Here is a 26,937-nt window from a genome sequence, read left to right as displayed (position 1 = left end):
CCCCTCGTGTTGCACGAACGGAGTAGCACTCTCACCCTGGAGTGACTCAAGAGCGGTCAGCGCTCACGCTTCGTGCTCGGGGCTCTGCCCGCAGGGGCGAGGGGAGCGAAGGCTTCGCCGGTGAGGAGTCAACGACGATGAAGACCGTAGTGCCCTGCTACTACCACCTCGACGTGAAGGTCAGCCCGGAAGGGGTTGCACAGGTCAGGCGCATTCTGGCCGCCCACCTCCGGTACTGGAACCTGGAGGACCTCGTCGAGCCCGTCTGTCACTGCGCCGAGGTGCTGCTGCACACGATCGACGAGCACGCCGCGGACAAGAACACCACCATCGAGATGTGGTGGACCGGTCAGCACCTCATCACCGCCATCGCGGACAACGACGTGGACCTGCACGCGAAGTACGCCCAACCGGGCTGCCTGGCCCACATCGCCGCCGTGAGCGACGGCTGGGGCTGCTGCGCCACAGGAACCGGCGGCAGGATCATCTGGTTCTCGCGCCGGGCCCGCGCCGTCGAGCGCGCTCCGCTGGTCCCGACCACCCCCGCCCCCAGCCTGCGCGCGGCACGCCCGATGCCCCGCGAGGCGCCGGTGCCCGCCCTGGCAGGTCCCGTGTCCGCGAGCCTGCTCACGGCAGCGGCGCCCGACGCCGGCTCCCGGAATCCGGAGGGCTCGCCGAGCGGAACCGTGGTGCGTACATCCATTCGGGCCTGAGCCCCGCCGGTGCCGAGCGCGTCTGTTCTTCAGCGGGCGCGGGGCGCTCCGTACGATCGCTCGATCCGCAGACGCAGGACGAGGCGGCGGTCGCGGACCATGGCGGCGCGGTAGTCGTCCCAGTCGGGATGCTCGCCCCGGACGTCGCGGTAGAGCCGGATGAGTTCCTCGACCGTCTCGTCGTGCGGATCCCGCGCGACGGGGGTGAGGTCGGCGACGCCCTCGACGACGGTGTAGGCCCAGCGGTCCTCGCTGGTCACGTGGTACGACACCCGCGGATCCCGGCGCATGTTGCGCGTCTTGGCGCGGTCGTCCGTGATCGAGACGCGCACGGTCCGCTCGTCGGGGTAGTACGCGTGGTTGACGTTCGACAGCTGAGGTCGTCCGTCGCGTTTGAGGGTGACCAGCACCCCGCCGTCGTACTCACTGAGCAGCTTGAGCAGGGCGTCCTGGCTCGTGTCGTGGGGCATGCGCTGTTCAACGCCCGGGACCTGCCGAGGCATTCCGTTCTTGAGGTGGTCTCGCACTCGGCGACGTGGCGTGGCGACCGGGATCGCCACGCCGCGCTCCTTGCCGTTGAAACGGTCACCCTCAGCCGGAGCCGCCGAGCGCCGCGAGTACGGCGTTGTACGCGGGCTTCTTGTTGTAGTTGCCGTCGAACAGCAGGGGAGTGCCGCTGGCGCGCCAGGAGTACTTGTCGGTGACGCCCCAGACGGTGATGCCGGTGCAACGGGAGACGGCCAGGCAGGCCTTGACCACGTTGCTGTAGCTGTTGGCCTGGGCCGTGCCCGAGCCCTCGATGTCCAGCTCGGTGATCTGCACATCGACGCCGAGGTCGGCGAAGCGCTTGAGGTTCGCCTGGTAGTCGCCGGGCACCGGTGACGCGCTGTTGAAGTGCGACTGGAAGCCCACGCAGTCGATCGGGACGCCGCGTGCCTTGAAGTCCCTGACCATGTTGTAGACGGCATTGCTCTTCGCGTTGACGCCGTCCGTGTTGTAGTCGTTGTAGCAGAGCTTGGCCGCGGGATCGGCGGCCCGGGCGGTGCGGAACGCCTCCTCGATGAAGCCGTCGCCGAGCTTGTCCTGGAAGGGCGAACTGCGCCGAGCGCCGCTACTGCCGTCCTGGAAGGCTTCGTTGACGACGTCCCAGGAGTGGATCTTGCCCTTGTAGTGCTGCATGACCTTGGTGATGTGGTTGTTCATCGCCGATCTGAGGTCGGCGGCGCCGAGACCTCCGACCCAGCCGGGCAGCTGGGAGTGCCATACGAGGGTGTGCCCGCGGACCTTCATGCCCCTGCTCTGGGCGTGATTGACGATCTGGTCGGCGGGACCGAAGGTGAACGAGTTGCGGGTCCTCTCGACGGCGTCCCACTTCATCTCGTTCTCGGGTGTCGCCGAGTTGAACTCGGTGTTGAGCGTCGAGGCGTACGCGGACTCGCCCAGGTGGTTCGCCGCGACCGCGGCACCGAAGTAGCGGCCCTTCTCCGCCGCTGCGGCGCCGAGGGTACTGGCAGCCTCGGCCGTCCCCGAGAGGGCGGTGACACCGGCCGCGGCGAGCAGACCGGCCATGCCGAGCACCAGTGCGCTCCGGGCACGGGAACGCCGGAGCGGAGGCGGCGGTTCGTGACTGATGGACGTACTCATGACCATTTCGTCCCTTCTTCCTTCCGGTTGCACGTGCCGTGTGCTGTGCGTGCTGCGTGGGACGTACTGGTGTGACTGAAGTTGATCTGGACATCCGGATCTCCGAAAGTTTCGGATGTGTTTCCGAATGGCTGCGGAGAATTTACGGCTGCCGTTTCATGGAGTCAACGGGTCTCGCGAAGGTGGATTCCGGTTGGCTTCAAGTCGCCTGAGGCCGAATTCCGTCAAATTCCACAGAACAATCGCCGCCGTCTACGAATGTTTCGTAGACGGCGGCGGATGCTGAGAGCACGTATGACGCCCTGCCGCCCCGGGACGCCTCACCGGAACACGTTGTCGTCCTCCCAGGCGAAGGACTCGACGGCCGGGCTGCGTCGCGCGGCTCTCGATGTCGCGTACATCGCGTCGATCTCGGCCGCGAAGTGGTGCGTGATGGCGTCCCTGCGCAGCTTCATCGACGGTGTCATCAGCCCGGTGGCCGGGTCGATGGGCTCCGGGAGGATGCGGAACACGCGGATGGACTCGGAGCGGGACACCGTGCTGTTGGCCGCCGCGATCGCGCGCATGACCTCTTCCCGCAGGGCGTTCTGCTCCCGTACGTCCCGGCTCGACGCCTCGCCCCCCAGGGGCAGGTTCGCGCGCCAGTGGGCGAGAAACTCCGGATCCAGGGTGATCAGGGCTCCCACGCAGGGGCGGTTGTCACCCACGACGACCGCTTGATGGATGAGTGGGTGGACCCTCAGACGTTCTTCGAGGGCCGCCGGAGCCACGCTCTTGCCGCCGCTCGTGATGATGATGTCCTTCTTGCGGCCGGTGATGGCCAGATACCCGTCGTTGTCGAGCCGCCCGATGTCCCCCGTGGCCAGCCAGCCGCCGCGGAGCGCTTCGCGAGTGCCGGGCACGTCATTGACGTACCCCTGGAAGACCGAGGGGCCGTGCACCAGGATCTCCCCGTCCTCGGCCACGCGGACCTCCATGCCCGGCAGGGGGCGTCCGACGGTGCCGAACTTGTGCCGCCCGACGGGCTGCGCGGTCATCCCGCCACTCGTCTCCGTGAGCCCGTACCCGTCGTGGATGAAGATTCCGATTCCCGAGTAGAAGAGGGCGAGTTGGCGGTTCAGGGGCGAGCCGCCCGAACACGCGCCGCACACTCTTCCGCCCAGTGCGGCTCGCAGTTTCCGGTAGACGGTCCGTTCGTAGAAGGCGTGCTGGGCGCGCAGTTCGAGGCTGGGCCCGGCGCCCGTTCCCAGTTGCTGCCGCTCCACGGCGCCGGCGAATCGCTGTGCGATGCGCGCCGCGCGGTCGAACAGTGCGCCGTGGCCCGCTTGTTGGGCCTTGCGCAGGAAGTTCTTGTAGATCTTCTCGAAGACGAACGGGACGGCGAAGATGAATGTGGGGCGAAACGACAGGAAGGCCTCGGACAGTGCCTCCTGGTGCATCTCGGACTCGTGCCCCATCAGTAACCCGCCGCGTACACAGATCCCTTGGATCATGAGGCCGTACACATGGGAGAAGGGCAGGAAGGCGAGGATGGCCGGCTGCCGACCGGGCGGCGCCGTCGTGTGGGCCCAGCCGGCCAGCAGCGAGTCGCAGGGGCTCGCCAGATTGCGATGGCTCACGGCACAGCCTCTGGGGTGTCCTGTCGTGCCGGACGTGTACACGATGGCCGCGGTTGAGTCGGGGAACACGATCCGGCGCATCGACTCGACGGCCGGGAACGGTACCGACCGGCCGAGTTCCACCAGCTGCGCGAGGGACCCGGTGTCCAACTGCCAGACGTGACGCAGCTGCGGCAGCGCGGCGCACGCCGAGCCGACCGTCATGAGGCCCTGCTCGTCCTCGACGACCACACCGACACAGTTCGCGTCGCGCAGGATCCACGCGACCTGATCGTGCGACGAGGTCGGGTAGATCGGGACGATCTCGGCTCCCACCGCCCACAGCGCGTAGCTGAGCACGGTCCACTCGTAGCGCGTACGGGCCATGATGGCCACGCGATGCCCCGGATACAGCCCGGACGCGATGAACCCCCTGGCCAGATCGACCACTTCGTCCCGCAACTCGACCGCGGTCACCGGCGACCAGGTCAGGGGAGAGGTCTCGGAACGGCGCGCGATCTGCGGAAGCAAGGGCGTGCGCTCCGCCGTGTCGAAGAGCGAGTCGGCGAGTCCTCCCTGCATCAAGGGCAGAGCCGAGGACGGAACTTCGGACACATGCATGCGCCGCTCCAGCATTCTTCTCACAGCGCCCTCGGGGATGGAGGCTTGGGGCCGAGAGCGTTTGAAATCTAGTCCACGACGACGACAGCCGTGTCCGGAACCGCCAAGTGACTTGATCCCGATGGCCTTTCCAGACCTGATGGGGGTGTTCCGTACGGGGCGATGACCGGACGATACGCGCAGGGATGAGCAGGCCCGTACGGGACGGACGTAGTCATGGGTATGCCGATGTTCATGGCGATCAGGCACACCGAGCCGACCGCCACGCCCGCTCCCGACGGCCCCGCCCCGGCGGCCGTCGGAAGCCTACGCAGCCGCCTCGAGGTGCTGCGGCGGCACCGGCGATGGCTGCTTCCGCTCGTCGTGGCCGTACTACTGGGACAGATGGCCGCCGCGATGATCACCACGGCCGTGCAGCAGACGCCGACCATCGACGAGCCCGTGTACGTGGGGACGGCCGAGGTCTACCTGGCCCAGCGCGATCTGCGCTTCAACCCCGAGCATCCTCCGCTGGGCAAGCTGATCATCGCGTCCGGCCTGGCGTTCACCGATGTGCACCTCGACCCCGCCTTCACCGGTGACCAGACGGCGCTCGGACGGCATCTGCTGTACGAATCGGGCAACGATCCGTGGCGCGTGATGCTGTTCGCGCGACTGCCGATGATCGCGCTGACCCTGCTGTTCGGCCTGGTCGTCTTCGCGTTCGCGCGCGATCTCGTCGGTGCGGCGGGCGGGGTGGCGGCGCTCGCGCTGTACGCGTTCTCGCCCGACGTCATCGCGCACGGATCGCTGGCCACACTCGACGTACCCGCGGCCGGCTTCCTGCTGACCTCGGTGTGGCTGCTCTGGCGGGCCCGCGGGCAGCCGCTCCGCTACCTCCCGCTCGCCGGTCTGGCGCTCGGCGCGGCCCTGGCGACACGCATGAACACCTTGGCGGCGGTGCCCGTACTGCTGCTCCTCGCCGCTGTGTCGTACTGGTCCGCCCGTCGCACACCTGGCCTCGACCGACAGGGGACGCTGCGACTGATCGCGTACGGCGCCCTGGCGGCGGCCGGTGTGGCGCTCGTCGCCATCGCCGTGGTGTGGGCCACCTACCTGGCCGTCGACCCCCGGCTGCCCTGGACGACGCCGAGGAACGTGCCGGACATCCGCGGCAAGCGCGGCTTCGTCACCGCCTGGCTGCCCGTGCCGGAGCCGTACCGGGACGGTATGCGCATCCAGTTCGGCATCGAGTACGCGACGAAGGGCGGCGGCTTCCTGTTCGGCCGGCGCTACTTCGGCTCGCTGTGGTACTACCTGCCGGCCGCGGTGCTGGTGAAGACGCCGCTGGGCATGCTCGCCCTGTGGGCGGCCGGTGCCGTGACCCTGCTGACGGCTCGCCGGCTGCGGCCCGCGGCACCGTACCTGCTGCTGCTCCCGGCGGTGCTGCTGGCGGTGCTCCTGGACGGATCGCGCGGCTTCGGGGTCCGGTACGCCATCTTCCTGCCGATGTTCCTGGCCGTCGCCGCGGCCGGTGTATTCATGGTCCGCAGACGATGGGTGTACGGGGTCATGGCCGCGCTGGTCGTGTTCGTCGCGGTGAGTTCGCTGCGGACCTTCCCGTACTACCTGCCGTACTCCAACGAGGCGTTCGGCGGGCCCTCGAAGACCCATCTGCACCTGCACGACTCGAACGTCGACTGGGGCCAGGACCTGGGACGGCTGGCCGACCGTCTCCGGCAGCGCTACCCCGATGAGCGGGTCTGGCTCGGTTACAAGGGCAGCGGGGTCCCGTCGTACTACGGCATCGACGCACGCGATCCGTTCAAGGTGAAGCCGGACGAGGTGCGCGGGCTGCTCGTCATCTCGAATTCGGCGGTCGCCAAGGCCGAGCCCGGCGGACCGCTCGAGGCGCTGATCGAGTCCAGCAGGCCGATCGACGAGGTCGGCCACTCGATCACGATCTTCCGCCGGGACTGACGGGGTTGCGGGGGAGGGGACGGGTGGGGCGATCGCGGCTGCCCGGCGGTGGCGCGCTCCCGCTTCGCGCCTCCGCCGGGCCGGCTGCCGGTGTCAGGCCGCGGCGGGCGTGGCCTGGGAGAGCTGCTGGATGACCTCGGTCAGGCCGTTGACCACCTCGTTGTCATCGGAGGGGTGGGTCTCCGCGAAGCGGGTGACCGAGCCGGGGATGGAGAGCTTGACGTCCTGCAGGACCGTGGCGCCTGCGACGCCCGCGGACTTGCGGACGTCATCCTGCGCCCACACGCCGCCGTACTGGCCGAAGGCGGTGCCGACCGCGGCGACCGGCTTGCCGGAGATCGCGCCGGCGCCGTAGGGGCGGGACAGCCAGTCGATCGCGTTCTTCAGCACGGCCGGCATGGTGCCGTTGTACTCCGGCGAGAACAGCAGGAAGGCGTCGACCTGACCGGCCACGGCACGCAGCCGGGCGGCGGCCTCGGGCACGCTGCCCTCGACGTCGATGTCCTCGTTGTAGAACGGCACCTCGGCCAGGCCCTCGAACAGCGTGATCTCGACACCGGCGGGAGCGTGCTTGACGGCAGTCTCGGCGAGCTGACGGTTGTGCGAACCGGCGCGGAGGCTGCCGACGAGCGCGAGGATGCGAACAGACATGGGTGGTACTCCAGAAAAGAGTTGGGCCGGAACAAGCGGACCGTGGTCCGTTGAATGTTGTATCACCTAACCGGACCGCGGTCCAGTTCTGTCCGCGAGTAACCGGACCGCGGTCCACTTCTATTCCCCGCGGCGCTACGCTGAAGCCATGACCGAGCCGCTCCCACTCTTTCCGACCGCGCAGGCACCACCTTCCGGACAGGTGGATCTCACTCTGACCCTGACCGAGGAGCGGCCCCGGCTGCGCGCCGACGCCGCACGCAACCGCTCGCGCCTGCTGGAAGTGGCCGCCGAACTCGCCGCCGAGCGCGGGATCGGGAACGTGACCATGGAGGCCGTCGCCACCGCCGCCAAGGTCGGCAAGGGCACGGTCTTCCGGCGGTTCGGCGACCGCGCCGGGCTCATGCTCGCCCTCCTGGACCACCACGAGCAGCAGCTCCAGTCCGCCTTCCTCATGGGGCCGCCCCCGCTGGGGCCGGACGCGCCCGCCGCCGAGCGCCTGCGCGCCTTCGGCCCGGCCGTCATCCGCCACGAACGCGCCCACCGCGACCTCTACCTGGCCGCCCACGCGGACCTGGCCCGCCACTACCTCAGCCCGGCGAATCACCTCAGGCTCGGCCATGTCGCCCTGTTGCTACGGCAGTTGAAGGCCCCCGGCGACATCGAACTCGTGGCGCACACGCTGCTCGGCCATCTCAGCACCCCATTCGTCGACCACCTGCTCACCCAGCGAGGGATGCCCATGGAGCGACTCGACGCCTGCTGGTACGACCTCGTCGAGCGCCTGGGAGCGGCCGCGTAGCGGACACCGTACGAATTCGGCCACGGGCGGCAACCTTTGTGCGACCGGTGGCGACAGAGGGGTGCGGGAGCAACCCGAACTGCACACCTTTGAAGGACAGTAACGACGTGGGTAAGAGAGCAGCCCATCGCGGGCCGCGGCGAAATCGGTCGAACCGCCGAAGAAACGTACTGATCAGCGCGCTGGCCGCGGTTCTGACCTGCGGCGCGATCGTCGGCGGGGTGCTCATGTCGGCCTCCGGGTCCGGACCCGACGCCGGGATGTACCAGCTGGTGAACGCGGGTGACGGTACGTGCCTGACCGAGCCGTCGAGCGGCGCGCAGCTGGGCGGGGCGGCATGTGACGGCGCCGCGGGGCAGACCTGGCAACTCACGGAGTCCGGCGAGGGGTTCAGGGTGAAGGCCGCGTCCGGAGGTCTGTGCGTCGACGTGAAGAGTGCGTCGACGTCGGGCGGCATGGCTGTGCAACAGCAGGCCTGCGGCGACGGCACCTCACAGGTCTGGAAGGCGACCGAGGTCGGCGAGGCGTACCACCTCGTCAATGCGCACAGCGGCAAGTGCCTGAACCTCAAGGGCGCCCTGGCGCAACAGGACTCCTGTGACGCGGCGAGCAGCAAGAACTGGCGCCTGAGGGCGGTGTCCGACGTGGCTCCGACGCCCACGACATCCCCGTCCCCGTCGGCGTCCCCCTCGAAATCGTCGTCGCCCTCGGCATCCCCGTCCGCCTCCGCCTCGCCCTCGGCGTCGCCGAGCAAGCGCGCCAAACCCACCGCGTCGGCGCCCCGCCCGCGTACGCCTTCCCGAGGCACCGCCCTGGGCGCATGGCCGAACGCCCCGGCGGGCGAGCCGGTGTCCGCCACCATCGAGGTCTCCGGCAGTTACGACGGCGGTATGAAGCGCTACTCCGGTTCCGGCGCACTGGGCGGCGGCGGCCAGGGCGAGGACCAGGACGCCCTGTTCGAGCTGGCCGACGGCGCCGTGCTGAAGAACGTCATCCTGGGTTCCCCGGCCGCCGACGGCATTCACTGCCTGGGCAGTTGCACCCTGCAGAACGTGTGGTGGGAGGACGTCGGCGAGGACGCCGCCACCTTCAAGGGCGCGTCCGCCTCGGCCACGTACACCATCGACGGCGGCGGCGCGAGGAACGCCGATGACAAGGTCTTCCAGCACAATGGCGCAGGCACCGTGACGATCAAGAACTTCCAGGTCGAGAACTTCGGCAAGCTCTACCGGTCCTGCGGCAACTGCGACACCCAGTACGAGCGTCATGTCGTGGTCAGCAACGTGAAGGCGACCGGCCCCGGCCAGTCGCTGGTCGGCGTCAACGCCAACTACGGCGACACCGCCGACCTCTCCGGCATCACCATCGTCGGCGGCGAGATGAACGTATGCGAACGCTTCCAGGGCAACGACTCCGGCGACGAACCGACGAAACTCGGCAGCGGCGCGGATGGCACCCACTGCCGCTACAGCTCCTCGAGCATCAGGTACCAGTGATCACAGGAGCGAGCGGTGCTTCAGGCCGGTGTCATCCAGCGGAGTCGGGAACGGAAGCGGGGTCGGGATCGGTGAGAACCGCGTGGATGACGCGGCGTGCGATGCTCGCCATGGCCGGATTCGTGTCCTGGTAGTAGCGCAGTTCGTCGAGCGCGATCGACAGCGCCCAGCCGCGGCCCCGCTCCCAGGCGGCGTCATCGCGCTCCAGAGCGGAGCGGAAGACGCCGCGCGCTTCGGGCGGCAGCACATACCAGGCCGCGATCAGATCGACGGCAGGATCGCCCAGGCCCAGGCAGCCGAAGTCGATCACGGCGCTGAGCCGACCGTCGGCGATCAGTACGTTCCCCGGCTGCAGATCCGCGTGAATCCAGACCGCCGGACCGGGCCATGCGGGGGCGTTCAGAGCCGCCTCCCACGCGGCGGTCGCCGCGTCGGCGTCGACGACCGCGCGCAGTTCCCCGATCGCGGCACGAGTCGTCGCGTCTCGTGCGGCCAAGGGCTCGCTTCGGTACGAGGCAGGCCCGTCTGCGGGATCGATCCGGCGTAACGCGGCCACGAACTCGGCCAGATCCTTGGCCAGCAGGCCGGGATCGGCAATAGGCCCGGCGACCGGAGTCTCGCCGTCGAGCCACCGGTAGACGGCCCACGGCCAGGGATAGCCTTCGCCGGGCATGCCCTTGACCAGCGGCACGGGAACGGCGACGGGAAGCGAGGGCGCGAGCCGGGGCAGCCACCGGTGCTCCTTCTCCACATCACCCGCCGCCCCCGCGATACGGGGCAGCCGCACGACCATGCCCCCGCCGAGCCGGAACATGGCGTTCGCCGTGCCGGCGGACTCGATCCGCTCGACTGGAAGATCGCGCCACTGGGGAAACTGCGCCGCGATCAGTCGACGTACGAGGGACGCGTCGATAGCGTCGATGTCGATCTCGTCGGCATGTAACTTTCCGCCGCCCATGAGCACCTTCCTGAAATGAGGCTGTGGCCGACCGCCATACGAACGTCCAGCACTTCACCCGTCAACCGATTTCCGTACGCTTGAGGCATGGGCGGCGGCGTCGTGACGCTGTTCCTCTGCGGCGATGTGATGCTCGGGCGCGGCGTCGACCAGATCCTTCCGCATCCCGGTGATCCGACACTGCGCGAAGGCTATGTCCGCGACGCCCGCTCCTACGTCGAGTCGGCCGAGGCCGTGAACGGACCGATCCCCGCGCCGGTCGAGCCCTCCTGGCCCTGGGGCGACGCGCTCCGGGTGCTGGAGGAGGCCGCCCCGGACGCCAGGATCGTGAACCTGGAGACGGCCGTCACCCGCAGCGACACCTTCGAGCCGGGCAAGGAGATCCACTACCGGATGCACCCGGCCAACATGCCCGCCCTGGCCGTGGCCCGGCCCGACGTCTGCGTCCTGGCCAACAACCATGTGCTGGACTTCGGCCACCTGGGCCTTGAGGAGACGCTTCATTCGCTGTACCGGGCGGGACTGCGGGCGGTGGGCGCGGGGCGCAACTCCGACGAGGCGCACGCGCCCGCGACGGTGACCGTCGGCCGCACCGCACGCGTGCTGGTGTTCGCCCTCGGGATGGAGTCCAGCGGCATTCCGCCGAGCTGGGCGGCCACCGAGTACCGGCCCGGTGTCGCCCATGTCTCCGAGCCGTCGGCCGCCGCTGCCGCCGAGACGGTCCGGCTGGTGCGGCAGGAGAAGCTGCCGGGTGACATCACGGTCGTCTCCGTGCACTGGGGCTCCAACTGGGGTTACCGCATTCCCCGGGAGCAGATCCGCTTCGCGCGCGCTCTGGTGGACGGCGGCGTCGACGTCGTACACGGGCACTCCTCGCACCATCCCCGCACCATCGAGGTGTACCGCGACCGGCTGATCCTCTACGGCTGCGGCGACTTCATCGATGACTACGAGGGCATCTCGGGCTACGAGCGGTACCGCGACGACCTCCGGCTCGCCTACTTCGTCTCGGTGGAGGCGGACACCGGGCGGCTGGCCGGCCTGCGCATGGTGCCGCTGCGGGTCCGGCGGATGTGGCTGGAGCCCGCGACGGACGAGGACCGTGCCTGGCTGCGCACGATCCTCGACCGGATCAGCGACTCGGTACACATCGCCCTGGATCCCGACGGCGCACTCACACTCCTGCACCCGCCTGCCCCGCACGGAACCCCGGCGTCGGAGTCCGGCCGATGAACCACCTGCTGCGGCTGACCCTCCTCGGCGTGGGCGCGATGAACTCGCCGCGGTTCGCCCCGGCCGGTCTGCTGCTGCGGTGCCCCGGGCACCGCGTGGCCTTCGACGGCGGGCCCGGGGCCGAGCCACCGCCCGGACCGCTCGACGCCTGGCTGGTCACCGACGAGCACGCGGAACTGCGGTCCGAACTGCGGCGGCGCGCGGCCACCCGAGACGTATCGGTACGGGCCGGTGACCTGGAGCTCGGTGCGGTACGGGTGCGCTGCTGCCCGGTGGCGCACACCTCGCATCCCGCGTACGGCTATCGCATCGAGGCGGGCGCCGTGGTGGTGGCCTGGGCGCCGGAGTTCTGGGAGTTCCCGCGCTGGGCCGCCCAGGCGGACCTGATGTTCGCGGAGGCCGCCGCCTGGGACCGGCCGATACGGTTCCGGGGCGGCGTCGGCGGCCATATGTGCGTACGGACCGTCAGCGAGCAGGCCGTGCGGTACGGCGTGCGGCGACTGGTGTACGCGCATATCGGGCGGCCCACGCTGCGGGCGATCGACGCCGGGCTGAAGCCTCCGGCCGGTGAATGGGGCGTCGAAGGGCGCACCTACACCTTGCGGTGGGACGACTCCTTGCGATGGGACGCGCGGGGCGCCGACGCCCGTGGTTCCCCGGCGTAGCCGATGACGCGACGCTCAGCCGCCCCCGCCCTCGTCGTACGGGTCGCGCGGGGCCGGGACCGGTTTGGCCTCGGTGACGTTGATGAAGGGGATGACGCCGTCGTTGACCGGGTCCTTGGTCCGTTTGCTGGTGTAGGTGCCGGTGACTTCGAGCCAGGTGTCGGGCTGCAGGACGGGGGGAGTCTTTCCGGCCAGTCCGACCTTGACGGGCTGGCCGTCGGCAGCGCAGCAATTGAGCGCCATGCGGACGAGGTACGGCGTACCGCCACGGTCGAGCGCGACAAAGCCGGTGATCTTGACCTGCCGGTCGCGGAGGGAGTGCCCATGGTCGTAGGCCGCGCGGCCGGCGTAGTCGACGAGGCTCATCCGTACGGGGTCGCCCGCCGGAAGGTCGGCGAAGCCCCAGGGTTTCTGCAGGGCCGTGCCGGTGCGCATGGCGCTGTAGGAGCCGAGCGCGGGCGGGGCGACCAGGATGAGCGCGAGGATGGGCAGGGCGAGGAGCCAGGCAACGCGCGGTTCGCGGTGGACGTGACCGTGCCCGTCATGGTGCTCGATCCCGGACTGGTTCTCGGACTGGTCCTCTGCGGCCTTCCCCTTGGCCGCGCGCGGCCGTCGCACTTCGTACCAGACCGTGGCGACAGCCGCCACGATCAGGACGACGCCGGCCACCAGCAGCAGCGGACGCAGTCCGGCCTTGACGTACCGCAGATAGAGATCGGTGAAGCTCGCATGCAGCAGCGCCCCGCCGATGAGGAACAGCACCGCTGCCTGTGCCTGCCGGCTCACAGCAGCACCGCCCCGACCAGGACCGACATCAGGACGCCCAGGGCGAAGGTCACAGGGGCGAACCGCAGTGCGAAGCCACGGCCGAACGTGCCGACCTGCATGGCGAACAGTTTCAGGTCGATCATCGGCCCGACCACGAGGAACGTCAGCCGGGCGGTGAGCGAGAACTGCGACAGGGACGCGGCCACGAACGCGTCGGCCTCCGAGCAGATCGACAACAGCACCGCGAGGACCGCCAGGGCGAGGACCGCGAGGACGGGGTTGTCGGCTGTGGCCTGCAGCCAGCTCGCCGGCACCACGGCCTTCAGGGTGGCCGCGGCCATCGCGCCGACGACGAGGAAACCGCCCGCGTGCATCACGTCATGCCGTACGGACCCCCAGAACGCCGCCCCCTTGCCCAGGCCCTCCGACTCGGGGCGGGCCGGCGGGCGCAGCCAGTCGGTACGGCCCAGCCGCTGCCACAGCCAGCCCATCGCACACGCCACCAGCAGACTCGCCACGAACCGCGCGAGGACCATCTCCGGCTTGCCGGGAAACGCGACGGCGGTGGCGGTCAGCACGATCGGGTTGATCGCCGGAGCGGACAGCAGGAACGCGAACGCCGCCGCGGGCGCGACACCCCGCCGCACCAACGCCCCGGCCACCGGCACCGAAGCACACTCGCAGCCGGGCAGCACCGCCCCGCCCATCCCGGCGACCGGCACCGCCAGGGCCGGCCGTTTCGGCAGCGCGCGGGCGAAGAACGACGCCGGGACGAACACCGCGATGACCGCCGACAGCAGCACGCCGAGCACGAGGAAGGGCAGGGCCTGGACCACCACTGCGACGAACACCGTCATCCAGCTCTGCATCACCGGCGTGGACACGGCCTCGCGGATCGGCCCCTGCAACGCCACCACCACGAGCAGCAGCATGATCAGGACGAGCGACGAGTCGACCCGCGACCCCCGCGACTCGTCCACATCGCGCCGATCGCCCCGGGGCGGGGCCGCCTTGGTGATGGTCACAGGTGGGATACCTCCAGCGTGGAGGGGCTTCGCGGGCGGATTCCCCTCCACCTTCCATACGCCGATTCAGGCACGGTTGCTCAACTTGTGCGCCCCAACCTACGTGTGCGGTACGTCTCCACAAGAGGCGGCCGGTGTTATTGCCATCCAACCGAATACCTGTGGCTACACTCGCCCACCATGTGCGAGGCCACCCCCACCAGTCAGCGGAAGAAACCGTCCAGCCGCCCACCACGCGCGGAGAGAGGAAGAGAGGTCCGGGACGTCGCGAAGGGAGCTGACGTCTCTTGAAGGCCCGCCACAAGCAGTCCCGCGACCCGCGCGGCCACTGGCTGTTACTCCTCCTCGTCCTCCCCGCGGTGGCCGCGGTCCTGTTCTTCCAGGGCTGGACCAGCCACGAGGTCGACGCCGCGAAGACCCGCTCCCCCTGCACCTCGCCCGCACCGGACGCCGTCGCCCGCGGCGGACCCGTGGTGGGCATCAACGGCAACGGCGTCCAGACCGCCTCGATGCCCGCCCGCACCGTCGCCCTCACCTTCGACGGCGGCCCCAACCCCGTCTGGACCCCGCGCTTCCTCGACCTGCTGCGGCAGCACCGGGCACGCGCCACCTTCTTCCTCTTCGGCTCCGAGGCCGCCCGTTATCCCGAGCTGGTACGGCGGATCCGCGCCGAGGGCCATGAGATCGGCTCGAACACATACACCGGCGCTGTCCTGGGCGAGTCGTCGCCCACCCGCTTCTCGGCGGAACTCGACCTGACCGAGAGCGCGTTGGCGAGCACCGCGGGCCGGCACCCCAAACTGCTGCGGATGCCGCGGACCACCACCCCGGACACCCTGTGCGGCCGCGAGTGGCAGGCGGCACAGCAGGCCGCCACCCGGGGCTACGTACTCGTCGCCGCCGACGCGGAGTCCCGGAAGGCGAGGCAGGGCCTGGTCCGGCAGTTCAGCCAGACGTCACTCGCCTTTGGGGAGACCAAGAAGCTCCTGAACAACCGGAACGTGGACCGCTTCACCACCGTGTCGGACGGGATGAGGCTGGACCCGTACGAGCCCGTGTCCACCGCCGAGCGCTGGCAGGGCACCTTCCTGGTCTGGGTGACCAAGCTCGGGGACGCCTTCTCGAACGCCATGACCTGGGTACTCGGGATCGCGGGCACCCTCGGACTGCTGCGTCTCGCCCTGCTCGTCCACTTCGCCCGGAAACATGTCCGCCGGCTCGAGAGCTCCCGCCCCGGCGCGCCCTGGCTGCCGGAGGTGACCGAACCGGTGACGGTGCTCGTGCCCGCGTACAACGAAGAGGCCGGCATCGAGTCCACCGTCCTCTCCCTGCTGGCCTCCACGCACCGGCAGCTGCAGATCATTGTGATCGACGACGGCTCGACGGACCGCACGGCGGACATCGCCGAGGGGATCGGGGACCCGCGCGTGCACGTGATCCGCAAGATGAACGAGGGCAAGGCAGCCGCCCTCAACACCGGGCTCGCCCAGGCGAAGTACGACATCGTGGTCATGGTCGACGCCGACACCGTCTTCGAGGAGGACGCCATCCGTCGGCTCGTCCAGCCGCTGGCGCACCCGGCCGTCGGCGCCGTCAGCGGCAACGCCAAGGTCGGCAACCGGCGCCGCCTGCTGGCCAAGTGGCAGCACCTGGAGTACTGCTTCGGCTTCAACCTCGACCGCCGGATGTTCGAGGTCCTGGAGTGCATGACCACCGTCCCCGGTGCCATCGGCGCCTACCGCCGGGACGCACTGGTGAGCGTCGGCGGGGTCAGCGAGGACACCCTCGCCGAGGACACCGACCTCACGATGGCGCTGTGGCGGGCGGGCTGGCGGGTGCTCTACGAGGAGTCCGCCGTCGCCTGGACCGAAGTGCCCACCTCGCTCGGCCAGTTGTGGCGGCAGCGCTACCGCTGGTGCTACGGCACGATCCAGGCCATGTGGAAGCACCGCGGAGCCGTCCTGGACAGGGGAGTCTCCGGGCGCTTCGGCCGACGCGGACTCACCTACATCGCGCTGTTCCAGGTCGCCCTTCCGCTGCTCGCCCCGGTCATCGACGTGTTCGCCCTGTACGCGGTGCTGTTCCTCGACTCCTGGCTGGCGGGCGCCGTGTGGTTCAGCTTCCTGGGCGCCCAACTGATCTGCGCGCACTACGCGTTGAAGCTCGACGGCGAGAAGGTGCGGGCCCTGTGGTCAATGCCGTTCCAGCTCTTCGTGTACCGGCAGCTGACGTACCTGGTCGTCATCCAGTCCATGGTCGCCCTGCTGTTCGGCAGCCGGCTCAAATGGCATCGCATGCGGCGTTCCGGTTCGGCCGCTGAACAGATCGGCGGCGCCGACTCGTATAAGAGCCTGACCACGAGGTGAGCGAGATGGCGTGAGGACTGGACAGGCCGATGAGCGAGTGGACTGACCGTCTGCCGGGCAACGACGGGGGTGGCTGGAGCGAGGGCGGCTGGGAGGGGGGCGGCCGGCCGGATCCCGCGCGGGGCGGTACGGAGCGGGTGGCGGACGGGAACCCGTCCCCGCCCCCGTGGCGCACCGCGCCGCTGCCCGGTATGCCGTCGTCCACCGCCGCGGGCCGCACGGACGCCGAGCACCAACCCCACAGGCACCGCGCCAGATCCCGGAGAGGCAGGGTTCCCGACAGCGGCGGCAGATCCCCCAGGCGCCGCCCCACCCGGCGTAAGCGGACCGTGCGGCTGGCGATCCTCGGGTTAGCCGTACTGCTCGTCTCTCCGGTCGGCGCGTACGTGTGGGCCGACACCGAGCTCACCAAGGAGGTCGACCTGGGCGCGCTCCCGGACCGCCCCGCGCCGGGCAAGGGAACCAACTATCTGATCGTGGGCTCGGACAGCCGCGAGGGTCTGTCCGAGCAGGCCAGGCAGGATCTGCGGGCCGGCTCGACCGAGGGCCGCCGCACCGACTCGATGATCCTGCTGCACACCGGCGCGAACGGCACCACGATGATGAGCCTGCCACGCGACTCGTGGGTGACCCTCCCGTCGTTCGTCCGCCCCGAGAACGGCCGGAACTACCGCGGGCCGAACAAGCTGAACGCGTCGTTCTCCCTGGGCGGCCCCGAACTGCTCGTGCAGACCATCGAGCGCAACACGGGCCTGCACATCGACCACTACGCGGAGATCGGCTTCGCGGGCTTCGTCGGGATCGTGGACGCGGTCGGCGGCGTCGACATGTGCCTGGACCGCGCCATCAAGGACAAGGACTCGGGCGCGAACCTGCAGAAGGGCTGCCAGACCCTGAACGGCGCCGAGGCGCTGGCGTTCGTACGGCAGCGCAAGCAGGAGGCCGAGGGCGACCTGGGCCGCACCCGGAACCAGCAGAAGTTCCTGGCCGCGCTCGCCAAGAAGGCGGTCGACCGGCAGACGCTCCTCAACCCGAGCAGGGTCTTACCGACCGCCGACGCGGGCCTCGACACGCTCATCGTGGACAAGGACACGAGCTTGCCGGATCTTGTGAGCCTGTTCCAGTCGATGCGTAAGGTCACGGCAGGCAATGGGCGTCAGATCAACGTCCCCGTCTCCGACCCGGCATTCAGGACGCCCCAGGGCGCCGCCGTGAAGTGGGACATGCGCCAGGCACGGCAGCTCTTCGCACAGCTGAGGGAGGACCGGCCGGTGACGGTGAAGTAGCGGTCACAGGAAGGGAGTTCCCGCGTCGAGTCCGGCCAGGACCCGGCCGTACAGCTCCAGGTTGGTGGTCGGGTTCACGAACGAATGAAGGCTCAGCGCGTGCAGATCGCGCACGGCCCGCTGGATGGGCACGTCCCGGTGCAGGGACGACGCCCCGGAGGCGGAGCCGAGCAGATCGACGGCCTCCTTGCAGAGCCGCGTCACATAGCCGCTCTGCGCACGGGTCCTGGCCCGTTCTTCCTGCGTGTACGGATCGCCACTGGCCGCCCTGGACTCGATCCGTGCGACGATCTCGCCGGTCAGCAGCTCGGCGCAGGAGATCTTCATCGCCGCCTCGGCCGCCTGCACATGCGTGACCGGTGCCTGGCTCTGCCGCTCGTAGAAGGTGTAGGTGATGCCCCGCCGGTGGATCCGCTCGGTGAACTCCGCCAGAGCACCCCGTGCCACACCGAGCGCGTTCGGCGTCGTCCACGCGCAGAACAGCATGAGCACCGGCATGCGGTAGAAGGGGTCGTCGGCGTTGGTCTTCGACGGGAAGACGCCGCCGAGGAGAGGCCCGACCGGCAGGACGCGGTGCTCGGGGACGAAGACGTCGCGGGCGACGACGCTGTTGCTGCCGCTGCCGGCCAGACCCGAGACATACCAGTCGTCGAGGACCTCCAGCTCAGCCATGGGAACGGCGGTCCACAGCACCTCGGGCGGCCCGTCCCGCCCGTCGCCGGACTCGACCCGGACCGTCAGCAGATGCCAGTCGGCGTCCTGGCAGCCGGTGGCGAAGCCGGAGGTGCCGTTGACGACATAGCCGCCGTCCCGCGCGACCGCGGTCGCGTTCGGAATGAGGGTGCCGCCGACCCGTACATCGGGGCTGGTGAAGATCTCGTCCTGTGCCTCGTCGGGGAAGAGCGCCGCGATGTACGAGCACCCGGCCTGGATCAGCGCCATGAAGCCCGCCGAACCGCACGCCGTGGCGATCTCGGTCAGCGCGTCCACCTGGGTGCGCAGACCGGACTGGTAACCGCCGTACCGCGCAGGGACGTTCATCCGGTAGATCCCGGCCTCCGTCAGCGCCGCGACGACCTCATTCGTCACCCGCCTCTCCTGCTCGGTGCGCAGGGCGTGTTCGCGGATGAGGGGGCGTAACGCCCGTACACGTTCGACGAGTTCCGTATCCGTGCGAGGTGCGGTGGGACGAGGGCTTAAGGACACAGCCATGGACGACGACCTCCCGGCACGACGAATCCTTACCGTGACCCGGATCGCCCGCCACTGTCAACGCCCCTTCCCGCAACGGGTGTTGGGGAGCAGGTGAACCGTTACGTCAGCTCCTGTGCGCGGGCGATGAGCAGGGCCACGTCGTCGTGGTTGTCGGGGTGGTGCAGGGTGCGCAGGAGGAGGTCGCAGACCTCTTCCAGGGGGCGGGCGGGGTCGTCGAGGAGGCTCAGGAGCGTGTCGAGGCGTTCGTCGAGGGGATCCCGGCGCGTCTCGACGAGACCGTCGGTGTAGAACACGAGCTGGTCGCCGGGTTCGAGGTCGACGGTGGTGGTCGAGAAGGGGACGCCGCCCACGCCCAGCGGTACCCCGGTGGGCAGTTCGAGCAGCTTCGGGGGGTGGTCGCACCGGACCAGGGCGGGCGGCAGGTGTCCGGCGTTGGCGAAACTGCACTGCCGCTCGTGGGGGTCGTGGACGGCGTACACACAGGTGGCGATGTAGTGGTCCAGGCCCGCGGTGATCTTGTCGAGGTGTTCGAGGAGCCGGGCGGGATCGAGGTCCAGTGAGGCCAGGGTGCTCGTCGCGGTACGCAGCCGGCCCATGGTCGCGGCGGCGTTGATGCCGCTGCCCATCACGTCACCCACGACGAGAGCGGTCTTGCCGCCGTCCAGGGGGATGACGTCGAACCAGTCGCCGCCGACCTCCCCGGCGGCGCCCGCGGGCTGGTAGCGGGAGGCGACCTCGAGCCCGGTCGTCTTGGGCGGATGGCTGGGCAGCAGGCTGCGCTGGAGGGTGACGGCGGTGTTGCGGGCGTTCTGGTACCAGCGGGCGTTGTCTATCTGCACCGCCGCACGGGCGGCCAGCTCCCGGGCGAGCAGCAGGTCGTCCTCGCTGAACGGCAGCGGATTGCGGGTCCGTTTGAGATCCAGGGCGCCGAGCACTTCGCCGCGCGCGATCAGCGGGACCGCCAGATACGAGTGGACGCCCGCCCGCGCCAGCAGCGCGGCCGACTCCGGGTCGCGGGCGATGCGGGCCAGGTCGGTGTCCTTCACCCGCGGCACCATGACCGGGCGGCCCGTCCGTACGCACCGGGTGACGAGCCGGTCGGACTCGTAGCGGGCGAGCTGCCCGGCAGGGTCGGCCGCCTCGAGAGCTTCGCCGGCATGGTCCGCCTTGACGGCCAGTGTGCGGATCACCGCCGGCTGAGCGGGCCCGAGGCCGCTGGGGCGGCCCTCCATCACCGCGTCGAGCACATCCACGGCCGCTATGTCGGCGAGTTCCGGCACGGCGACATCGGCCAACTCGCGGGCGGTGCGGTCCAGTTCCAGCGTGGTGCCGATACGGGTGGAGGCGTCGGCGATGACGGCCAGGCGCCGTCGCGCGGCCTCGGCCTCGATACCCGCCCGGTGCCGCTCGGTGACGTCCACGACCGACGTGGCCACGCCCAGCACCGTGCCGAGGGCGTCCTCCAGCCGATAGAACGAGATGGACCAGGCGTGGTCCTCGTCCGGATCGGCCGGGGTGCGGCCAACGGTGTGATGCTCGATGAGCGGGACACCGGTGTCCAGCACCTGGCCCGCCGCGGACTCCAGGGCGTCGGCGTCGACGGACGGCAGGACCTCGGGGATCGTCCGGCCGATGTGCTCCTTCGCGGGTACGCCGTTGATGCGCTCCAGCGCCGGGTTGACCGACACGTACCGCAGATCGGTGTCCAGGACGGCCAGGCCGATCGGCGACTGCGAGACGATCCGCGCGGACAGCGCCACGTCCTGCTCCAGCCGGCGCACGGTCAACTGATCGGCGGCGAGACCGAGGGCGTAGACGGACCCGCGGTCGTCCAACAGCCGCATGTTCCGGAACTCCACGAGGCGCGTGGTGCCGTTCTTGTGCCGTACAGGGAAGGCGCCGGCCCAGCCCTCACCGGTGAGCATGACGTCGGCGAACAGTTTGACGACCAGATCGGCGTGCTGCTCGTGGACCAACAGCCGGACCGCGTACTCGCCGAGCGCCTCCTGCGCCGTGTAGCCGAACAGTTCCTCGGCCTGCGGGCTCCACAGCACGACGCGCCCCTCGGCGTCCAGCACCACAGAGGCCACGCCCAGCACATCCAGCAGCCCGCTCGGCTGCACGGGGCCGCGAACGGGCTCGTCACCCTCGGTCACGGGAGATCCGGCTGCGCTCATCCCTCGCACCGCCTTCGATCCACGCGGCACACTGTTCCACGCGCCGACTCTCCCAGTCTTATCGCGGTCACCCTGCCCTCCGGCGTCACCTTCGTCTTTCTCCACCATCCCTCAACACAGCACCGGCTGTCCGGCGAAGACGCCGGGAGGGCAGGGGGAGATCACGGCAGGGCCGGCGACGCCTCGTAGCAGATCACCGCATACGTCACGATCCGGCGCCGCGGGGGATTCCGGCGCCGGATCGTGGGAAGCGGTCGAAGGTTTCGGCGGCTTCGGGGACCGTTAGTCCCGTACCGACCCCGGGGCGCCGCCCAGGAGCAGTGGCCACACGCTGGGCATCTCGCCCACCGGGACCTCGATCAGTGACGGTCCCGGCTCGTTGAAGGAGTCCTTCAGCGCTCCGGCGAGCCCCTCGGGAGTCTCGATGCGGATGGCGGGCACCCCGAACGACTCCGCGAGGCGGACGAAGTCGGGGCTGGCCAGGTCGCTGCCGATGAAGCGGCCCTCGAACTCGTCCGCCTGGATGCGGCGCACGTTTCCGTAGGCGTTGTCGTTGAAGACGACCGCGGTCACCCCGATGCCGTACTTCCGCGCCGTCGCCAGCTCCTGCATGTTCCAGCAGAAGCCGCCGTCCCCGTTGATCGAGACGACGGTCCGGTCCGGGTTGCCCACCTTCACGCCCAGCGCCGACGGGTAGCCGTAGCCGAGAGTGCCCTGGTAACCGGGGGTGAGAAACGTCCCCGGGTGGTGGACGGGGTAGCCGACGGCGGCCAGGTAGCCCACCTGGGTGAGCTCGTTGACCAGGATGCCGTCCTCGGGGATCGCCTCGCGAAGTGCCCGTACGAACGACCACTGGGGCTCGACGCCACGGACCTTCTGCGCGCACCAGGCGCGCACCTCGTCGAGGTCGCCGGACACCCAACCGGATTCCCCGGTGTCCGTTTCCCCGGTGTCCGGCAGGGCGGCCCGGATCTCCTCCAGCGCCGTCCGGGCGTCGGCGCACAGCGTGATGTCGGCCCGGCGGGGCGGCCCCAGGTCGGCCGGATCGGCGTTGACCAGGACGACTCTCGCGCCGGGAGCCGTGGGCAGCGCGGTACCGCGCGGGGACACGAAACGGCTGCCCACCACCAGCACCACGTCCGCCTCCGGCAGCAGCCTGGGCGCGGCGAGGGCGGGAAAGGCCAGCCCGTGACGAGCGGGGATCGCCCCGCCCGCGTTGCGGCTCGTCACCACGGGGACGGACAGCGCCTCGGCCAGCGCGGTCAGCGCGGTGCCCGCCCGGGCAGCCAGTACGCCACCTCCGGCGTAGATCAAGGGCCGCCGTGCCGTACGCAGCACGGCGGCGATGTCGGCGACGGTGGATGCATCCGTTCCCTCGGCGGGTTCGCGATCCTGCCCCGCCCGTTCCAGCTCCACGTCCGCCTTCGCGGCCAGCACGTCCGCCGGGATCGTCAGCGCGACCGGCCTCGGACGGCCCGACCGGGACTCCCGCACCGCCTGGCGCACGAGAGAGGGGATCCGCTCCGCGCCCTCGGCCCGCGCCGACCACTTGGTGACCGACCCCAACATGCCGTCCTGGTCGGGCAGTTCGTGCAGCATGCCCAGTCCCCGGCCGGCCAGCGTCGAGGGGATGTCGGCCGCCACCATCAGCATCGGGGACGAGCAGGCGTAGCCAGTGGCGACGGCGGGCAGCGCGTTGAGGACGCCAGGACCGGGCACCACCAGACACACACCGGGGCGCCCGGTCGTCCGTGCGTACGCCTCCGCCATGTGGGCCGCGCCCTGTTCATGGCGGGCGGCGATGTAGCTGATCGATTCCTCGGACTTCCCGGAGCGGGCCAAGGCGTCCAGCACATGGTCGAGTTGCACGCCCGGCACGCCGAAGACATGCCGTACGCCCTCTCGCTCCAACTGCGCCACAAGGGCTTCGGCGCCGCTCAGCTCCGTCATGTCGGCACCGCCTCCTTGGCGTTGTCGGGTTCCCCCGCCGGCCGGGACCGGGCGTCGCGGCGGTCCAGCCAGCTCAGTACCGGAACGGTCATCACCGTGGTCACCAGGGCGACCAGGACCAGCGCGGCGAACAGTTCCTGGCTGACGATGCCCGCGGAAAGACCGATGTTGAGCGCGATCAGCTGCATCAGCCCGCGGGCGTTCATCAGCGCACCGACCCGGACGGCCACCTCGCTGGATTCGCCGCGCAGCCGGGCGGCGGCCCAGCAGCCGCCGAACTTCCCGACCACCGCCAGGACGACTGCCGCCGCACCGAACGCCATCACGGCCGGGTCGGCGAACACGTCGAACTCCGTGTTCAGGCCGGAGTAGGTGAAGAACATCGGGACGAACACCACCTGGGTCACGGACTGGGTGGTCCGTACGACCCGTTCGGACGCCTCGCCGCGAGGCATGGCCATGCCGACGCAGAACGCCCCGAAGACGGCGTACAAGTCGATGATGTCGGTGAACCAGGCGGCGCCGAACAGCACGGCCACCGTGAAGAGCAGCCGGGTCTCGGCGGTGAGGCCCGGCCGGGTCATGATCCACAACAGGAGTCGGCGCCCCACGAGGAACAGCATCGCCACGAACAGCAGAGAACCACCGACCGCCGTCAGCACGGGTCCTGGCTCGCCCGAGGCCACGCTCAGCACCCCGGCGAGCAGGATCCAGGCGACCGCGTCGTCGGTGGCCCCCGAGGCCAGGGACAGGGAGCCGAACCGGGACCCGGACAGTCCCCGTTCGGTGATGATCCGGGCCAGCATCGGAAACGCGGTGATCGCCAGGGCGACGCCGACGAACGCCGCGGTCACCCAGACCGACACCCCGTCGACGAAGATGCCGACATGGCCATGGACCGCGACGGTCAGGCCGACACCGAGCAGCAGCGGGATCAGTACGCCCGCCGAGGAGACCGCGACCGCGGTACCGGCAAGACCTCGGCCGGCATGCGTCCTGAACTCGTATCCGGCGGCGAACATCAGGGCCACCAGACCGATCTGCCCGGCCACATACAGCACCGGCTTCAGCTCGTCCGGGAACACGGCGTCCGACACGCCCGGGGCGAGCAGTCCGAACAGCGAGGGCCCGAGCAGCACCCCGGCGATCATCTCGCCGACCACAGGGGGCTGGCCGAAGCGGCCCGCCACCAGGACGACCACACGGCAGGTCAGCAGAATCACCACGGCAGCGGCGAAAAAGGCAGGCGCGAGCTCTGTGGGAGTCATCGTCCCGTCCTCCTCAACGGCTGCCGACGGCGGACGGCGCGGAGCCGCCGGACGCCGCGGCGAAGTAGTTGCGGCACAGGCCTTGGCGGCGGGCGTCCCACACCATGTAGCTGCCCAGGACGAGTTGGACCAGGCTGCGGGGGATCGCCGCCCAGTGGTCGCCGAGCCGCATCGCGGCAAGCCGGATCCGTCGGCGGGCCGGGGTCCAGGCCACCGCATCGGCGCGGGGGATCAGCAGGCAGGGGCCGCGGCTGGGCAGTGAGCGGGTGTGCTCGGCCGACGACTCCAGCCGGAAGCGGCGCAGCACCTCCTCGGCCGCGACCCGCATGGTCAGAATGGCGAAGCCGCGGGCCGGACAGGGGCGGTTCGCGGTCACCCCGAAGGGGATGTACGAGGAGGGTTTGGTGTCCGGAGAGAGCCAGCGGTCCGGGTCGAATCGCTCGTTCGCCGCGCCGGACCGTTGGTATTCGGGGTAGTTGAACAGCAGGACCGACCCGGCAGGGATGGGGTCCCGCCCGTCCCGGTGTATCTCCTCCGTGGTGATGCGGTGGGCCACGCCGAACAGCGGGAAGTGCTGCAGCGTCTCGTCGATGACCCGGTCAAGGAAGTCCGGGTCCTGATGCCCCGTCAACAGACGCTCCTGCACCGGCTGGTGGGTGGCGAGGGCGAGCAGCAGATGCGCCATCGCCTCGGACATCTGCACCACGGCCGTGTTGAAGAACGTGCCCTGCAGGTAGTACGCCTGTTCCTCCTCCGAGAGCGACGACGGCAGCGGCACCGGCGGCGGATCGTTGGCGAGCCGGTGCCGCAGATGGGCGGTGAGCTCGGCCCGCCGGTCCATGTGCCGCAGGCTGGTGCATTTGAGGGCGCTCACCACGTCGTCCGCGTTGCCGACGATCAGGTCCCGGACGTGGCGCGGGCATGGTTCGCGGAAGACCAGTTCGTAGTAGACCTCGGCCCAGACGGGCATCATCAGGTCCCGCAGCCTGACCTTGTGCACGCGGGGTCGGCTGCCGGCTTCGAGCTCGTCGAGTACGTGCCGGGTGCAGCGGCCGACCAGTTCGGTCCACTGTTCCCTGGAGAGCCCGGCGAGGATCTGCCGGGTCGTCCGGGCCACGTCGTCGTAACGCGGGCCGGGCTCCAGATGCTCCTGGTGCACCTCGGGGCCGGGGGAGAGCCAGTACCAGAACAGGTCGGAGAGGGCGGCGCCACGGCTGCGGCCGTTCGCGGCCGGATGCCCGTACACCTTCTTGAACTCCTCGGCGGGCACCTCCCGGCCGGGCGCGGGGATGCCCTCCTCGCCGTTGACCCGGGCGAAGATGCCCACCCGCAGCGCGATCACCACTCTGGGCAGCCAGTACGGCAGACTCGCCAGCAGTGCCAGGACGGCGAGCGTGATCAGCCATCCCGTGCCGCTCATGACAGCACCCCGCCCTGCCCCGCGCCCCAGCCGGGCCCCCAGGACGGGAACCGGACCAGGTCCGGTGTGAGGTCGTCAAGACCGGTCGCGCCGCACAGCGCCAGGGTGTCGTCGAGCTCCTCACGCAACAGCTCCAGCAGCCGACGCAGGCCCTTCTCACCTCCCTCGGCCAGGGCCCACATCACCGGGCGGCCGATGCCCACGGCGGACGCACCGAGCGCCAGCGCCTTGACCACATCGGTGCCCCGCCGCACCCCGCCGTCCAGCACGATCGGGATCCGGCCCGCGACCGTGGCGGCGATCTCGGGCAGCAGCTCCAGCGTCGCCGGCACGGTGTCCAGCTGTCGGCCGCCGTGGTTGGACAGCAGCAGCCCGTCGACCCCGTGCCGCAGCGCCAGCCGTACGTCCTCGGGATGCAGGACGCCCTTGAGCAGGATCGGCAGCGCGGTGATGGAGCGCAGCCAGTCGATGTGCTCCCAGTTCAGCTCCGGGGACATGGCGATCTGGCGTACGTGCCCGCTCTCGCCGTCCCGCAGGTCGACCAGGTTCTCGCAGCGCAGCCCGGCGGGCAGGTCGTGGAAGCCGTTGCGCCGGTTGCGCTCGTGGGCGCCCAGTACCGGGGAGTCCACGGTGACCACCAGCGCGGTGCAGCCGGCGTCGGTGGCCCGCCGCACCAGGGCCTCGGTGATCTCCAGGTCGGGCTGGATGTAGAGCTGGAACCACAGGGGCGGCGGATCGCCGTGCTCACACGCCGCCCGGGCGGCGTCGGCGATGTCGCCCACCGCCACCGTCGACGCCATGCTCACGATCATGATCACGCCGGCGTCGGCCGCGGCACGCGCGGTGGCCAACTCGCCCTCAGGGGTGACCAGTTTGTGGAAGGCGGTCGGCGAGAGCAGGATCGGCAGGCGCGCGTGGCCGCCGAACAGGGTGACGTCCAGGTCCCGCTCGGCGCTGCCGCGCAGCACCCGGGGCAGCAGCTGCAGATGGCCGAACGCTGCCTCGTTGGCCCGTACGGTGATCTCGTCGCGTGCCCCGCCGGCGATGAAGTCGGCGTGGACGGGGTCGAGTTTGGCGAGGGCGGCGGTCTCGAAGTCATGGACGGAGAGCGTCATGGAGGCG

20 protein-coding genes and 1 pseudogene are annotated in these 26,937 nt (G+C 70.1%); 8 read left to right on the top strand and 13 right to left on the bottom strand.

All coding sequences use genetic code 11. The features are described 5' to 3' along the window. Window positions 1-137 precede the first annotated feature (137 nt). Window positions 138-713: a pep a2 gene (locus tag ACYVO6_RS17895; protein ID WP_461062382.1), complete on the top strand. Its 576-nt coding sequence runs from the start codon at window positions 138-140 to the stop codon at window positions 711-713. Window positions 714-742: 29 nt separating this feature from the next. Here ACYVO6_RS17895 and ACYVO6_RS17890 read toward each other — a convergent pair whose 3' ends face one another. The 3 genes and pseudogenes from ACYVO6_RS17890 to ACYVO6_RS17880 form a co-directional block, all read right to left on the bottom strand. Then, window positions 743-1,183: a PPOX class F420-dependent oxidoreductase gene (locus ACYVO6_RS17890; protein ID WP_461062381.1), complete on the bottom strand. Its 441-nt coding sequence runs from the start codon at window positions 1,181-1,183 to the stop codon at window positions 743-745. Between the two features lie 124 nt (window positions 1,184-1,307). Continuing rightward, window positions 1,308-2,282 (bottom strand): annotated as a pseudogene (locus tag ACYVO6_RS17885) (endo-1,4-beta-xylanase); the annotation flags it as partial. Between the two features lie 395 nt (window positions 2,283-2,677). Then, complete coding sequence (locus ACYVO6_RS17880) at window positions 2,678-4,576, bottom strand: AMP-dependent synthetase/ligase (protein WP_461062380.1); 1,899 nt, start codon at window positions 4,574-4,576, stop codon at window positions 2,678-2,680. A gap of 234 nt (window positions 4,577-4,810) precedes the next feature. On the opposite strand from ACYVO6_RS17880, the gene ACYVO6_RS17875 reads away from it, so the two are divergent. Continuing rightward, window positions 4,811-6,535 (top strand): phospholipid carrier-dependent glycosyltransferase, encoded by a 1,725-nt coding sequence (locus tag ACYVO6_RS17875; RefSeq protein ID WP_461062379.1) that lies wholly within the window; start codon window positions 4,811-4,813, stop codon window positions 6,533-6,535. Between the two features lie 93 nt (window positions 6,536-6,628). On the opposite strand, the gene ACYVO6_RS17870 is transcribed toward ACYVO6_RS17875, so the two are convergent. Next, window positions 6,629-7,186: an NAD(P)H-dependent oxidoreductase gene (locus ACYVO6_RS17870; RefSeq protein WP_461062378.1), complete on the bottom strand. Its 558-nt coding sequence runs from the start codon at window positions 7,184-7,186 to the stop codon at window positions 6,629-6,631. A 148-nt stretch (window positions 7,187-7,334) separates the two neighbouring features. On the opposite strand from ACYVO6_RS17870, the gene ACYVO6_RS17865 reads away from it, so the two are divergent. Continuing rightward, window positions 7,335-7,988, top strand: coding sequence for a TetR/AcrR family transcriptional regulator (locus ACYVO6_RS17865; RefSeq protein ID WP_461062377.1), 654 nt, complete (start codon window positions 7,335-7,337; stop codon window positions 7,986-7,988). A 107-nt stretch (window positions 7,989-8,095) separates the two neighbouring features. Next, entirely contained in the window at window positions 8,096-9,484 is a 1,389-nt protein-coding gene (locus ACYVO6_RS17860; protein WP_461062376.1) for a pectate lyase, read from the top strand. A gap of 31 nt (window positions 9,485-9,515) precedes the next feature. Here the strand turns inward: ACYVO6_RS17860 and ACYVO6_RS17855 are convergent, their stop codons facing one another. Next, the gene (locus tag ACYVO6_RS17855; protein WP_461062375.1) at window positions 9,516-10,442 is read right to left on the bottom strand and encodes an aminoglycoside phosphotransferase family protein; all 927 of its coding nucleotides are present in this window, start codon (window positions 10,440-10,442) and stop codon (window positions 9,516-9,518) included. Between the two features lie 87 nt (window positions 10,443-10,529). Here ACYVO6_RS17855 and ACYVO6_RS17850 point away from each other — a divergent pair, with 87 nt between their 5' ends. Beyond that, the gene (locus ACYVO6_RS17850; RefSeq protein ID WP_461062374.1) at window positions 10,530-11,675 is read left to right on the top strand and encodes a CapA family protein; all 1,146 of its coding nucleotides are present in this window, start codon (window positions 10,530-10,532) and stop codon (window positions 11,673-11,675) included. Then, window positions 11,672-12,340, top strand: coding sequence for an MBL fold metallo-hydrolase (locus ACYVO6_RS17845; protein WP_461062373.1), 669 nt, complete (start codon window positions 11,672-11,674; stop codon window positions 12,338-12,340). Before ACYVO6_RS17850 ends, ACYVO6_RS17845 begins: the two co-directional genes overlap by 4 nt. A gap of 15 nt (window positions 12,341-12,355) precedes the next feature. Here ACYVO6_RS17845 and ACYVO6_RS17840 read toward each other — a convergent pair whose 3' ends face one another. Both ACYVO6_RS17840 and ACYVO6_RS17835 read right to left on the bottom strand, forming a co-directional pair. Next, on the bottom strand, window positions 12,356-13,126 hold the full coding sequence (locus ACYVO6_RS17840; RefSeq protein WP_461062372.1) for a TIGR03943 family putative permease subunit: 771 nt from the start codon (window positions 13,124-13,126) through the stop codon (window positions 12,356-12,358). Beyond that, the gene (locus ACYVO6_RS17835; protein WP_461062371.1) at window positions 13,123-14,133 is read right to left on the bottom strand and encodes a permease; all 1,011 of its coding nucleotides are present in this window, start codon (window positions 14,131-14,133) and stop codon (window positions 13,123-13,125) included. Before ACYVO6_RS17835 ends, ACYVO6_RS17840 begins: the two co-directional genes overlap by 4 nt. A gap of 287 nt (window positions 14,134-14,420) precedes the next feature. Between ACYVO6_RS17835 and ACYVO6_RS17830 the strand changes: the two genes are divergently transcribed. Together ACYVO6_RS17830 and ACYVO6_RS17825 are read left to right on the top strand one after the other, a co-directional pair. Continuing rightward, window positions 14,421-16,499, top strand: coding sequence for a glycosyltransferase (locus ACYVO6_RS17830; RefSeq protein ID WP_461062370.1), 2,079 nt, complete (start codon window positions 14,421-14,423; stop codon window positions 16,497-16,499). Window positions 16,500-16,528: 29 nt separating this feature from the next. Continuing rightward, a complete protein-coding gene (locus ACYVO6_RS17825; protein ID WP_461062369.1) occupies window positions 16,529-17,785 on the top strand; it encodes an LCP family protein in 1,257 nt (418 codons plus the stop codon). A gap of 3 nt (window positions 17,786-17,788) precedes the next feature. Here the strand turns inward: ACYVO6_RS17825 and ACYVO6_RS17820 are convergent, their stop codons facing one another. From ACYVO6_RS17820 to ACYVO6_RS17795, 6 genes are all read right to left on the bottom strand, one after another. Continuing rightward, on the bottom strand, window positions 17,789-18,997 hold the full coding sequence (locus ACYVO6_RS17820) for a flavin-dependent monooxygenase (RefSeq protein ID WP_461062368.1): 1,209 nt from the start codon (window positions 18,995-18,997) through the stop codon (window positions 17,789-17,791). A gap of 101 nt (window positions 18,998-19,098) precedes the next feature. Further along, window positions 19,099-21,177, bottom strand: coding sequence for a SpoIIE family protein phosphatase (locus ACYVO6_RS17815; protein WP_461062367.1), 2,079 nt, complete (start codon window positions 21,175-21,177; stop codon window positions 19,099-19,101). Between the two features lie 282 nt (window positions 21,178-21,459). After that, window positions 21,460-23,127, bottom strand: coding sequence for a thiamine pyrophosphate-dependent enzyme (locus ACYVO6_RS17810; protein ID WP_461062366.1), 1,668 nt, complete (start codon window positions 23,125-23,127; stop codon window positions 21,460-21,462). Then, complete coding sequence (locus ACYVO6_RS17805; RefSeq protein WP_461062365.1) at window positions 23,124-24,395, bottom strand: cation:proton antiporter; 1,272 nt, start codon at window positions 24,393-24,395, stop codon at window positions 23,124-23,126. Before ACYVO6_RS17805 ends, ACYVO6_RS17810 begins: the two co-directional genes overlap by 4 nt. 13 nt (window positions 24,396-24,408) lie before the next feature. Beyond that, the gene (locus tag ACYVO6_RS17800) at window positions 24,409-25,815 is read right to left on the bottom strand and encodes a cytochrome P450 (RefSeq protein WP_461062364.1); all 1,407 of its coding nucleotides are present in this window, start codon (window positions 25,813-25,815) and stop codon (window positions 24,409-24,411) included. Continuing rightward, complete coding sequence (locus ACYVO6_RS17795) at window positions 25,812-26,930, bottom strand: alpha-hydroxy acid oxidase (RefSeq protein WP_461062959.1); 1,119 nt, start codon at window positions 26,928-26,930, stop codon at window positions 25,812-25,814. Before ACYVO6_RS17795 ends, ACYVO6_RS17800 begins: the two co-directional genes overlap by 4 nt. Window positions 26,931-26,937 lie beyond the last annotated feature (7 nt).

This window comes from Streptomyces pseudoechinosporeus, from assembly GCF_054783935.1.
This window is presented reverse-complemented; position numbering and strand designations above follow the sequence as displayed.